This window comes from Ignavibacteria bacterium (assembly GCA_036262055.1).
Lineage (GTDB): Bacteria > Bacteroidota > Ignavibacteria > Tepidaquicellales > Tepidaquicellaceae > DATAJP01.
In genome coordinates, this window is record DATAJP010000001.1 from 263341 (window position 1) to 276477 (window position 13137).

Here is a 13137-nt window from a genome sequence, read left to right on the forward strand (position 1 = left end):
CTATTTTATTAATAACATCTTTTTTGTTTCGATAAAATCAGAAGTTTGTAATCTGTAAAAATATATTCCCGATGTTAAGTTGCCGGCATTAAACTTGAAATTATAAACTCCGCTATTAAATCTTAGATTGCTTATCAATCTTTCCACTTCCGCTCCTTTTATATCATAAACAATTAATGACACAACTTCGGTTTCAGGTAAGCTGAACCTGATATTTGTCTCAGGGTTGAACGGATTAGGATAATTGTTGAATAGCTTGTATTCAAAAGCGATTTCGGATTCGTTAGTAATGCCTATCGGATTGGAAATGAACCTCCAAACATTTGACCATCCGCTATAACCGGTTATGTTTTGAGCCCTGACTCTCCAATAAATCCACGTATTTATAGGTAAGGAAGAGGGCGGTTGATACTGAGAAGCCGTTAGGTTTTGTTCATTAATAAGAGTAGTCGAAAAAGTTGAATCCATTGAAACTTGCAAATGATAGTTATCGCATACAACTGTATCCCAATCTAATGAAGGTGGTGGAAACCACCAAACCTCTTTATTAGTTGGAGGAGATAATAACACAGGGATGTATGGAGGAGCAGGAACAGGAGTGGAAGTATATGTATAGTTGCAATAAATATTTTCAGCAAATGATTTTGCTGCGCCATTTACATATGTTCCGGGAATTGTATCTCGCTGTAAAGCCATATCGACTCTATATTGATTACCCGCAGATGTTATTATCGGAGACATGCTGATATAGCTGTAGTCCATTCTTGGTGATAAAGGATTAATTCGTTCAGGTGAATTCCATGTTAATCCGTTTGTTGACCTTGCAATGTAAATATCTTTATAAGAAAGGTTATTTAAGCTTTGTCCGCTCGATGCAACAAATGCAACAAAAAGGTGTCTCAAATCTTTCGATGCTCCGATGACAGGTCTGCAAACAGGAGCTTCGACGTCATTTGTCTGCATCGGAAAAAATGGTACATTTGTTGAGTCGGCAATGATTATGCATTTATTCGGGTCATTGCCAGGTAGATTCGATGACCAAAATCTTATTTGAGAAGATATATTTGGATAAAAACTTCCTGTCGTCGTCTGACGAACTGTTTCAAAGACAACTTTAGGTGTATTGCTTTGATAAGTGATACTAATTCCTTTCAATGCTCCCAATAAATCTCCGTTGGGATAAACTATGGGCTGAAATATTTTTTGTTTTGTAAAGCTCTGTCCGTTATTTGTTGATTCCATAAAAAATACCATTCCCTGCTCAATCTGAATGTCTCCGATGTAAGCAATCCCGATTCTTCCGTCATTGCCACGTGCTATTGCATAACCTTCGGGCTTACTTGAATTAAAATTTGAATCGGAATAATCAAAGTTTGAATTCGAAAGAGATTTTCCTATTACTATAGAGTTAATAGAACTTACAGGTCCTCCGATTAATATAAATTTATTAATGTTATTTATGCTCGACGTTCCAACGACACGCGGCCACAATAAAGTTTTACTGCTGCCCGGGTCTAATTCTGTAAAAGAACCTAATCCCGGAAATGCGTCAACATAAACAACTGCTCTTGTTTCAATACCGGCAGTTCTGTTAAGTGAAATTATTGGAATGCCATCAGATAAAATTGAAATTGATGCAAATCCGCTTTTTAAGGGAGTAACGTTTCCCAAATAACTCCAATTTACACCGCCATTTGATGTAAAATAATATGCAGTTCTGCGGTTAGTAAATAATGTATCATCATTGTATGGTGAAATCACATAAACAACATGAATTTCATCAGGATTGTTTGGATTTACAACAATCTGCTGTGGTGAGCCATTGGATTGCAAATCATATATGGTTTTGCCTCCAATAGGTTTGAACGTTTGTGAGAGCAGGGTATTTGAGAATAACAAAAAAAGAAATAAGAATAGCGGTTTCATATTTCCCTCCTTAGTTTATATATGAAATATAAAAATTATTTTTATATTTCAAAACCCTATAAAGTGGTTATAAAGATGCAATATTCTCTTCAATCTTTCTTTGTATCACATCTCTTACTTGTCTTATCTGATGCATTTTCTCTTCTTCATTGCCGGTAAATTTTGACGGGTCAGGAAAAGACCATTGAATTTTCAATCCTTTACCTGGAAAGACCGGGCATTTTTCGGCGGCTTCTTTTTCGCAGACGGTTATGACGTAATCAAATTCTTTTCCGGATTGCAAAACTTCATCCACACTGCGTGTTGGTTTTCTCGAAATGTCTATTCCAATTTCCTGCAATGATTTTACAACAAGGGGGTTGAGCTTGCCCGGCTCAATCCCCGCGCTCTCGGCAACAAACTTATTGCCGTAAAATTTATTTATAAGCGCTTCGGCAATCTGAGAGCGCGCAGAATTATGAATACATACAAATAATATTTTTGTTTTCAAAATATTATTCAGTTATTAACAGCATTTTCCTTCTTTTGAATCGCATTTACAATTCTCTGAATTGCAGTTGCAGTTTTCGCAGTTGCAATTTTCACAGTTGCAGCAGCAGCAACAATTGTTGCCGTCACAACATGATTTTTTTTCGTTTTTGGTTTCCATTTTTTTATTTTTTTTGATTTTAACAACAGTTTTTTTGTTGTTTTAATGAATTTAGTTTATTGATGAATTGAGTTAACTCATTTATTTTTTTGTCAAGAACGTCCCAGTTTATGCAATAGCAGGATTTGACACCGTCCATTTCGCCTTTAATAATTTTTTGGTCTTTAAGCTCTTTGAGATGTTGAGAAACAGTTGACTGTGAGAGGGGGACAATATGCACAATTTCTCCGCAGATGCAGGAGTTTTTTTCTGCCAATGTCTCAAGTATCATAATTCTTGCCGGATGTGAAACTGCTTTTGCAATTTCAGCTAAGGAAGTCATTTCCGGTGTAAATTTCTCGTTTTTAGGTGATGCCATATTTAATTAATCGTATATCGTAAAAATACGATTAATGATTGTGTTTGTCAAGAGAAAAAATATATTTTGTTTGTTTTAATATGATTATTTTTGAATTATGCAAAGATTTCGTATAATTTTACCTGTTTTAATTCCGGTCATTATCTTTAGTTCTCTTTATATTTTTTTAATGAAGGAGAAAACCGAAACTGATTTCGAAATACAGCTTGCACCAAAGTCAGAGTTTTACAATAAAAAATTTGGTTACAAAAGCGCATACTTAAAACAGGATGTTACTAAAGAAGGTGACATATTAAATATTAGAATTAACGGAACACCCGGGACATCCGAACCTCTGATTGTATCAAATAAATTTAATACGCTTTTCACTTTTTGCAATAATTATCAAAATCATTCAGCAGGAACGATGTTTGAAAGTGAAGACGGCGGATTAAACTGGAAAGAGATAGATATTCCTTTATCGGAAAGCAATAAAAATGTTTTCTATGCGGACCCTTATGCGGCAACAGATGAAGAAGGAAACGTTTATTATACTGCAATTGAAATGGATAATTCATCCATCTATAAAGTTATTTATAATAAATATGACATTGACTCAAAAAAATGGTTTGAGAAATCTGTTGTGATTGAGGAAAATAATAACGGTGAAATTAAATTTGATAAACCGAAAGTATTATTTGTAAATAATCATTTATATCTTTCATACGTAAAAAAAGATGATGGTGAAAGACTTTGGCTTGCAAAAATAAATAAAGACGGTAAATTTGAGAAGACTCAAATCACTGATGAAGAAACTCATTCGGCATCACTGGTGAATGATAAATCAGGAAACTTATATTGCATTTACTTAAAAGAAAGAACAGAACTATATATAAAATATTCAAAAGACGGCGGCAACAGTTGGTCTGACAAAAAACTTGTCGCAGAATTTGAAATGCCCGGAAGAAGAATTAATAAGCAGCCCGTAATTAAATTTGGAAATAATCTCGGAATCCGTATAAACTCTGACCCCCAAGTTGTTGTTCATAATGATGAAATTTATGTTGTATATTGTGCTAAAGGCGTAAAGGATGATTCTGATATTTACTTTACAAGAGCAAACATAAATACTCTTGATTTTTCCGCACCGGTCATTCCGCATTTTAATACTGCTAACACCGATCATTTCTTGCCGTCTTTAAGTGTCGATAACAGTGGGAATATTTTTATAACATATCAGGACTCGAGAGATGATAATTTGAACGTATTTGTGAATACTTATTGTTCGTATTCTGATAACAACGGTTTAAGTTTTAAAGATATTAAGCTTTCCACAAAAAGCTTTAATGCTTATGATATTGTAATTAACGGAATATATTTAGGTGACTATAACTCTTCGGTTATTTCAAACGGCAAGCTAATCAGCGCGTGGACAGACGGAAGGAATAAAAACTTTGATATTTATGCTTCAATCGTTTCTATCTCCGATTTGAAATAAATCAACAATTCTTCTTGTAAAATTCAGCAAATTTTTTTATTGCCACCCCTCTGTGAGAAATTGTATTTTTCTCTTCATCAGTTAACTCAGCAAAGGTTTTATTCATTCCATCTGCAACAAATAACGGGTCATAACCAAAACCGTTTTTTCCGCGCATTTCGGTCGAAACTTTACCATTTATAACCCCTTCGAAAAATTTTTCTTTTCCTGAATTATCAATATAACAAATAACTGCTTTAAAATGAGCAGGGGATTCGGATAAGTTTTTTTCTTTAAGCTTTGAAATAAGTTTTTTGCAGTTATCAAGGTAAGTTGAATTTTCCCCAGCGTATCTTGCGGAGTAAACTCCCGGTTCATTGTTTAATTCTTCAACAAATAATCCTGTATCGTCTGAAATGACAGGCAGTCCTGAAACTGAATGAATTACTTTTGCTTTAAGCAGTGCATTTCCTTCCAGCGTATCGGCAGTCTCTTCAACATCAATAAAAATATTTTCATCCTTGAGTGAAACAACCTGAAGGTCTTTTATATCACTCAAGATTTTTTTTATTTCATCTATTTTATGAGCATTATTTGAGGCAACAAGAAGCTTTTTCAATTAATATACTCCTCTTTATATTGAAGCTGGTAAAGCTTATAATATAATCCGCCTTTTGCAAGCAGTTCCTGATGCGTCCCGACTTCTTTTACTTCGCCTTTATGCATTACGATAATTTTATCGCATTTCTGAATTGTCGATAACCTGTGTGCAATAATAATTGATGTTCTATTCTCAATTAAAATGTTAATTGCATTCTGAATTAAAATTTCCGTATGTGTATCAACCGACGAAGTTGCTTCATCGAGCATAAGAATAGACGGATTATAAACCAATGCGCGGGCAAACGATATTAACTGCTTCTGTCCGGTCGAAAGCATTGTTCCTCGTTCATTGACTTTATGTTCGAGTCCATCAGGCAGAGAATCAATGAAACTTCTCAAACCAACATTGTCGATTGCTTTTTGTATTTGCTGCTCGGGAATAGTATCATTTCCAAGTGTTATGTTACTTCTTATTGTTCCCGAAAATAAAAACACATCCTGCAGTACAGTTGCAATATGCTTTCTTAGCTCACTTTGTGAAAGATTTTTTATGTTAATTCCATCAAGGTTAATTTCTCCGCTGTTAACATCATAAAATCTTTCTATAAGGTTAATAATTGTAGATTTACCTGCTCCGGTTGCGCCAACAAATGCGATTTTCTCTCCCGAAGAAATTTTTAGATTAATATTTTTTAAAACATAATCTTCAGGATTATAGGCAAAAGAGACATTTTTAAATTCTACTTCACCTCGAAAATTTGCAAGTTTCACAGGATTTTCAGGTTCCTGAACAGGGGAAGTCTGGTCAAGAATATTAAATATTCTCTCGCTTGAAGCCATTGCAGTCTGAAGAATATTATATTTTTCCGAGAGGTCGCGTATAGGTCTGAAAAACATTTCCGTATATTGAATGAATGAAATTAATACACCTATTTCGATTGCTCTTTGAATAGTCTGCCCGCCGCCATACCAGATAATCAATCCGACTGAAATTGCTCCAATTAATTCCACAAAAGGAAAAAATACAGCATAATAAAATATACTTTTCTTATTCTGGTCTGTATGCTGACGGTTTATTTTTTCAAAATCCTCTATTGTTTGTTTTTCTTTATTGAATAACTGAACAATTGAAATTCCGGTTATATGTTCCTGAATATATGCATTAATTTTCGCGATAAGAATACGGATTTTTCTGTAAGACTCCCGAACTTTTCTTCTGAAAATCGATGTGCCGTAAATTAATACTGGGAGTACTGATAGTGTTACGAGCGCTAATTGCCAATCAAGAATAAACATAAAAGTTATAATCCACATTAAAGTGAAAATATCTCCGAAAGCAGTAACGAGTCCCGATGAAAAAACCTCATAAAGCACTTCAACATCGGAAGTTGCGCGTGTAACGAGACGGCCGATTGGGTTTGTATCGAAAAATTTCAGGTTAAGCTTCATTATATGTTCATAGATTTTCTTCCGCAGGTCATAAATTATTTTCTGACCTATCCAGCTTGTTAAATAACCCAATCCATATTGAACGACACCTTGAAATATAAGTGTAGAGAATAAAATAATAATGATAAACTGCAAACCGGAAATGTCATTGTTCATCATTTTATCATCAATGGCAACAGAAGTAAGCCATGGACGCACCGCTGCAAGAGCGGAAACAGATATAGTCAAAAAAGTCGCAAGAACTATGAATTTTGTGTATGGTTTAAAATAAGATAAAAGACGTCTTAAAAGTCTTTTGTCGAGACTTTTGTCTATAAGCTCATCATCCTTTTGCGTCTTAATGTTTTTCTTTTCTATATGTGTTTTTTCTTGTGTCAAATGTTAAGACTTTTCAATTTCTTCTTCGAGCAATTGTTTTTGATATAAATCAAAATAATATCCTCGTAGTGCAAGCAGTTCCGAATGTGTTCCTTGTTCAGATATTTCACCGTTTTTTAAAACGATTATATTGGTTGCATTTTTAATCGAGGAAATTCTGTGAGAAATAATAATATTAGTGCGACCTTTCATAACTGTTTTGAGTTCATTTAAAATCTGTTCTTCAGTATTCGTATCAACAGCTGAAAGTGAATCATCAAGTATCAGAATTTTCGGCTCTTTATAAATTGCTCGGGCAAGGGAAGTCCTTTGTTTCTGTCCGCCTGACAATGTGATTCCGCGTTCACCAAGTATTGTATGAAATTCATAAGGAAAATTCGTTATGTCTTTATATAAATCGGCTATTTTTGCCGCTTCGATTACTTTTTCAATATTCGCTTTATCTGATGAATATGAAATATTTTTCTCAATAGTTGCGGAAAACAAAAAAGACTCCTGCGGAACAATGCCGATTGCATCACGCAAAGATTTTACCGGAATGTTTTGTAAATTATAATCATCTATAATAATCTCGCCTTCAGAAATATCATAAACTCTCGGCAATAAATTTATTAAAGTTGATTTTCCTGAGCCGGTATGTCCGATGATTCCCAGCGTTGTACCCGTCGGAACTTTCAGATTTATGTTTTTCAGAACAAATTTGTCAGTATCGGGATATTTGAACGAAACATTTTTAAATTCAATACCGCCTTTAATATTATTTGCTCCAATATTTTTGTTTGTGCCCGAATCATTTTTAATCACCGGCTCGCGTTCGGTTATGTTCATCAACCTTTGCATTGAAGGAGCAGCCCTCTGAAACAGATTTATAATCCATCCGAATGCAATCATAGGCCAGGTAAGCTGACCGAGATACATTATGAATTCAGAAATATTCCCGATTGTAAGCTCACCGTTCATATATTTTATGCCGCCAAAATATAAAACAAGAATTATCGAAACTCCTGTCAGCAAGAACATCATCGGAAATGAGAATGATTGTATGATTGCAAGCTTAAGATTTTTTGCAAGATTATCCTTTGAAATTTTATCAAATTCTTCAAATTCATATTTTTCGCGGACAAAAGTTTTCAAGACCCTGATACCGGAGAAAGTTTCCTGAACGCGCGTTGTCAAATCAGAAAATGATTCCTGAACTTTAAGAGAGCGCTTAAAGGTATATCTGCCGATTCTATAAACAAAAAGTGAAATCAGGGGCAACGGAACAAGAGCAATAAGAGTAATTACTGCATTTATGTCGAATAAAATATAAAGCGTTATTACAAGGCGCGTAAAAGTCTGCATTGAATACATTACACCCGGTCCGACAAAGTTTCTGACGTTGTTTATGTCGCTCGTTGCACGAGCCATCAGGTCGCCGGTAGTTACCTTATTGAAAAAATTTCTTTCGAGCTTCTGAAGGTGTGAAAAGAAATCATATCGCAAATCATTTTCCACTTCACGTGACATTACGATTATATGCTGCCGTGTCAGAAATAAAAATACTCCTGCAACTCCGACCATTGCAATTGCTATTGCGATGTCTGTATAAACTGGGGCTCCATAAATTCCTGAAGATAGCTTATCAATAGCGTCACCTATTACTAAGGGGTAAAGGCTGAACAATGTAATATGTCCTAAAATAAAGACATAACCCCATAAAATCTTGGTTCTGTATTTTTTAAGGTAGGGAATAAGTGCAGAAAGGGACTTCATATTTATTAAATATACTGAATCTGCTTTTCTTAATTAATGAAATATTTAATGCATCTTATGTTTTGTTAGTAATTTAGTTTAAAATCACAAAAAAATCCGTTGCTGTTAAATTATTTTTAGATTAATTTGCATTATGCTGTATTATCTAACCTATATTTTGATCGGATTATATTTCAGTTTCCCATCATTGGGAAATATGTCATATAATATCGAAAACTATCTGCGTCAACCTTCTGAAGTGGTTGAAAATGTTAAAGTTTCCGACAAAGGATTAGAAAAGGAGAATAAGAGCAGCAGAAGAAATAATTTTAAAGTAAAGCATTATTCTTCGTATTATTACTTTTTATTTTCTTCAGACCATTCGATTTTCAATTCAGATTTTCAGACTTCACAAACCGAATATTTTTCATTTCAGACAAAATTAAAAGACACTTACCTTTCTAAAATGCTCTGTTAAAAAAATAATTATTCCTTTAATTATTTTTTTAAAACTAAAAACAGAGTATAATGAAAAAAACATTATTCTATTTAATTTTATTAATCGGAATATTATTTATTCCGAAGTATTCATATTCTCAGGATACTCCCGATACCACACGGTATGAAACTGATGAGATTATGATTACTGCTACCCAAACTGAACAAAAAATAATAGACATTCCATATTCAGTTGTACGGCTTGACAAAAGTCAATGGAAATTTGAAGAAAAAAATTCTATCGACAATGTTCTTGGGTCGGTATCCGGTCTTTTTCTCGAAAACAGATATGGAAATCACGATGTAAGAATTTCTATAAGAGGTTTTGGAAGCCGCTCAAATTCCGGAATCAGAGGCGTAAGAATTTTGTTAGATGGTATTCCGGAATCCGAACCGGACGGGCAAACAAGAATTGAAGCTCTTGATTTCGAGGCAATAGGAAGAATTGAGCTCGTAAAAGGCAATTCATCATCTTTATATACAAATGCCCCCGGAGGAGTTATAAATTTCCTCAATGATGTTTATTTCCAAAAACCATTTGCAATCAGTTTTAATGAAGTCGGTCAATTTCATCTTAGAAACAACGGTGTAAAGGCCGGTTATGTAGGTTCCGATTATCTTGCAATGGCAACTTATAAATACCATACATATAATGGTTACAGACCACATAGTAATGACTATTGGAACATTTTAAACTCAGTTATAAGATTAACTCCCGGTGACAGAACTCAGCTTGATATTTTAGGATATGGTGCATTAGGTTTAATTAAGCTTCCGGGTTCGTTAAATATTACCGAGTATAACAAAGACCCATATATGGCAAACCCTCAGGATATTTCCAGAGATACTAAACGTATTTCAAATAAAGGACGCCTTGCATTGAGATTTAATGCTGGTCTTGACAGGAATTATAATAATCAAATTGAACTGACCGGATATGGAACAATGAAATATTTCGAAAGAACTGCTGCGACATATAGAATATTTGACAGAACGGGGTTGGGTGGAACAGCAAAATGGACAAACCGTACTGCATTTGGTGAACGTGATAATGAGCTGGCAATTGGGATGGACGTATTTTATCAGTCAGGTCCTATCAGTGAGTTTAACAACATTAATGGTGTAAAAGGTGATGTACTTGAAAATCAAACGGTTGAAGTCATAAGCAACTTAGGTTTTTATTATAGTGATAATTTTTTTATTGTTCCGGATAAACTTTCATTGCTTGTAACAGGAAGGTATGACAGGGTTGTGTTTAATTTTGCTGACCAATTGCTCGGTATAAGAAGCGGGGAAAGAATATTTAGCGATTTTACACCAAAGTTTGCCCTGAACTTTAAGCCCCTTCCGAATATATCATTTTATTCTTCATTCGGATACAGCTTCGACAGTCCCGCTGGCAATGAACTTGATAATTATCCGACAAGCTCTGACCCGATCGGATTATTAAATCCTGATTTGAAACCGCAAAAATCACAAAACATTGAGGTTGGTACAAAAGGAAATCTTGTCAGCAGTCAAAGGAGATGGTTTAACAATTTATTATATGAAGTAACTTTCTTTAATTATAATATTGAAGATGAAATCGTTCCATTCGAAGTTTTTGGTGATGTATTTTTCAGAAACTCTGCGAAAACAAAAAGAACCGGTGTAGAGATTGGGTTTACATTAAATATTTATAAAGGGTTAACTCTGCAAACAGCGTACTCATTTTCAGATTTTAAATACGATCAATATACTGCTGTTTCTATAATTGATGTCGGCGGAAATATTGATACAGTTTTTCAGAGTTTTTCAGGTAACATTGTCCCATCAGTTCCTAAACATAATGCTTCAATGAATTTGCAGTATAACCATGATATAACAAATAACCTTACCGCATATGCAAAAGTTAATTATAGACATGTAAGCGGTATGTATGTAAATGACCAGAATTCTGCAAAGACAAATGGGTATAATTTAGTAGGAACTACACTTGGACTGGACTGGAGAATGGATAAATTTAATCTATTGTTATATGGCGGTTTAAATAATATTACCAATGTAAAGTATGTTGGCTTCATAAATATTAACTCTGCCAACGGAAGGTTCTATGAAGCAGGTGAACCGCAGAATTGGTTTATGAGCGCAAATTTTGGTTATACTTTCCGGTAAAAATATATAAAAAAACTATTTTGTAGATAGAGCATGCCGGAAATAAACACACCTGCCTTAAAGGCAGGTGTGAAATTAAACCCTTTGGATGGGATTGGAAATAATCCGGATTTATAAATATTTCTTTATATTTATAATTCTTCATTTGTCAGGTTAGGTAAAAGATACCGGGATTTCCATCCCTGAAAAAGGGTTTTTAATTTGAAACAAAAGTTTATTTTACTTAATATAAAATACAGATGTTAAAATAAAAATATATTTATAATCTGACAATCATCCTATGAGAATACCAAAATACCCTTCTTTTCTTTCATTTATATCTATAATGTCAATAGCATTAGGTTTTGGTTTTATTTTTAATTCTGATGAAAAGAAAGTTTCATCTTCAAATATAGCAATTGCTCCGAATTACAGAATTTATCCGAGTTCAGTTACACAGAGCGAAACATTTATAACGCGTTCACCGATAAATCCGCAATTGTTATTCGTCGCTGCAAATACAATAAATCTTAACACCGGATTTATCAGTGAAGGAATATATGTTTCAACAAATGGCGGATTAAATTGGAGAGGGAATGATACTTGCACAGGAGCAATAATTTCATTTCACAGAGGCGACCCGGGAATAGCAATAGATAAAAATGGAACATTTGTATTAACGAGATTAGGAAGTACGCCGGGGTTATATTCTCATTATTCAACAAATAATGGCTTAAGTTGGTCTTCACAAAGAACAATAATAACTGACGACCAGGACAGGGCAAGCACTGCAAGCGATCCTTTTTCAACAAGTTCTTTTTATGGCAGAGTTTATACAGCGTGGGTAAAATTTGCTCCGCCTTATCCGACAATGATTGCATATACCGATAATGGTGCGCAAACATGGACAACGCCTGCGCAAATAAATAATCCGCCTCAAAGATGCCAGGGCGGTGATATTGTTGTCGGGTCGGATGGAAGAGTTTATATGACCTGGGCAGCGGTTACAAGCAGTTCTCCTTTCACTGAAGATAAGGTTGGCTTTGCTGTCTCATCAAACGGAGGAGTATCATGGACAGTTCAAGAGCAGGCATATGATATGAATGGAATTCAGGGGCTTCTTCCTCAAAAAGGAAACATCAGAGTTAATGGTTTGCCGAATATAGATGCTGATGTGAGCGGAGGTTCAAGAAACGGATGGCTTTACATTGTAACAGGTGAAAAAAATCTCGCGCCTGCAGGAACAGACCCGGATATAGTTTTGCATCGTTCAACTGACGGAGGACAAACATGGTCGGCAGGTGTACGTGTAAATCAAGACCCGATAAATAACGGTAAGACACAATATTTTCCGGCTATACATGTAGATGATGAAGGAAGCATAAATATAATTTATTATGACGACAGAAATACGACTGCGGATTCTTCGCAGGTTTATTTATCACGTTCGACTGATGGCGGATTTACTTTTAAGGATTATCAGATTAGCGACCATACCTTTAAACCCATTCCAATAGGTTCTCTCGGCGGACAAGGATATCAAGGTGATAATATTGATATTAATTCTATTGCTAATATCCTCATACCTGTATGGATGGATAATTTTACAGGAATTTATCAGATATGGACTTCGCGAATTGACCGCAACACTCTTTCAATCAGCCAGATTGGTGATTTAGTTCCTGAAAAGTATAACTTATCACAAAACTATCCTAATCCGTTCAATGGAATTTCAAATATTAAATTTTCCATTCCGAATTTAAGTGAAGTAGCGTTAAAGGTTTATGATTTAAACGGCAAGGAAATAGAAACTTTATATCAGGGAAAGTTAAACGGGGGAGAGTATAGAGTTCAGTGGAACTCAAACGCACTTCCGAGCGGTGTTTATTTTTATTCGTTATTTATTGAAAATAAAATAATTGATACGAAAAAAATGATTTTGGTTAAATAAAA

General features: G+C 34.5%; 11 protein-coding genes. 4 read left to right on the forward strand and 7 right to left on the reverse strand.

Features of this window, described 5'->3' with window-relative positions; genetic code table 11:
• The 4 genes from VHP32_01255 to VHP32_01270 all read right to left on the reverse strand — a co-directional run bounded on the left by VHP32_01255 (position 1) and on the right by VHP32_01270 (position 2933).
• Entirely contained in the window at positions 1-1926 is a 1926-nt protein-coding gene (locus VHP32_01255; protein ID HEX2786500.1) for a T9SS type A sorting domain-containing protein, read from the reverse strand.
• A gap of 67 nt (positions 1927-1993) precedes the next feature.
• Positions 1994-2416 (reverse strand): arsenate reductase ArsC, encoded by a 423-nt coding sequence (locus VHP32_01260; GenBank protein HEX2786501.1) that lies wholly within the window; start codon positions 2414-2416, stop codon positions 1994-1996.
• Positions 2417-2424: 8 nt separating this feature from the next.
• Complete coding sequence (locus VHP32_01265; protein HEX2786502.1) at positions 2425-2601, reverse strand: hypothetical protein; 177 nt, start codon at positions 2599-2601, stop codon at positions 2425-2427.
• Complete coding sequence (locus tag VHP32_01270) at positions 2595-2933, reverse strand: metalloregulator ArsR/SmtB family transcription factor (GenBank protein ID HEX2786503.1); 339 nt, start codon at positions 2931-2933, stop codon at positions 2595-2597. The genes VHP32_01265 and VHP32_01270 overlap by 7 nt, the downstream gene beginning before the upstream one ends.
• A gap of 169 nt (positions 2934-3102) precedes the next feature.
• Here VHP32_01270 and VHP32_01275 point away from each other — a divergent pair, with 169 nt between their 5' ends.
• The gene (locus VHP32_01275) at positions 3103-4410 is read left to right on the forward strand and encodes a hypothetical protein (GenBank protein HEX2786504.1); all 1308 of its coding nucleotides are present in this window, start codon (positions 3103-3105) and stop codon (positions 4408-4410) included.
• A 1-nt stretch (position 4411) separates the two neighbouring features.
• On the opposite strand, the gene rdgB is transcribed toward VHP32_01275, so the two are convergent.
• From rdgB to VHP32_01290, 3 genes are read right to left on the reverse strand one after another with little or no spacing between them, the layout of a single operon-like run.
• Positions 4412-5008 carry an RdgB/HAM1 family non-canonical purine NTP pyrophosphatase gene (gene rdgB, locus VHP32_01280; protein HEX2786505.1) on the reverse strand — a complete coding sequence of 199 codons (597 nt, stop codon included), beginning with the start codon at positions 5006-5008 and terminating at the stop codon, positions 4412-4414.
• Entirely contained in the window at positions 5005-6819 is a 1815-nt protein-coding gene (locus VHP32_01285) for an ABC transporter ATP-binding protein (GenBank protein ID HEX2786506.1), read from the reverse strand. Before VHP32_01285 ends, rdgB begins: the two co-directional genes overlap by 4 nt.
• Positions 6820-6822: 3 nt before the next feature.
• Positions 6823-8574, reverse strand: a complete 1752-nt coding sequence (locus VHP32_01290; protein HEX2786507.1) for an ABC transporter ATP-binding protein — start codon at positions 8572-8574, stop codon at positions 6823-6825.
• A gap of 196 nt (positions 8575-8770) precedes the next feature.
• Between VHP32_01290 and VHP32_01295 the strand changes: the two genes are divergently transcribed.
• The 3 genes from VHP32_01295 (at position 8771) to VHP32_01305 (ending at position 13135) form a co-directional block, all read left to right on the forward strand.
• Positions 8771-9031, forward strand: coding sequence for a hypothetical protein (locus VHP32_01295; protein HEX2786508.1), 261 nt, complete (start codon positions 8771-8773; stop codon positions 9029-9031).
• Positions 9032-9081: 50 nt separating this feature from the next.
• Positions 9082-11205 carry a TonB-dependent receptor gene (locus VHP32_01300; GenBank protein ID HEX2786509.1) on the forward strand — a complete coding sequence of 708 codons (2124 nt, stop codon included), beginning with the start codon at positions 9082-9084 and terminating at the stop codon, positions 11203-11205.
• A gap of 280 nt (positions 11206-11485) precedes the next feature.
• Entirely contained in the window at positions 11486-13135 is a 1650-nt protein-coding gene (locus VHP32_01305) for a T9SS type A sorting domain-containing protein (GenBank protein HEX2786510.1), read from the forward strand.
• Positions 13136-13137: the final 2 nt, after the last annotated feature.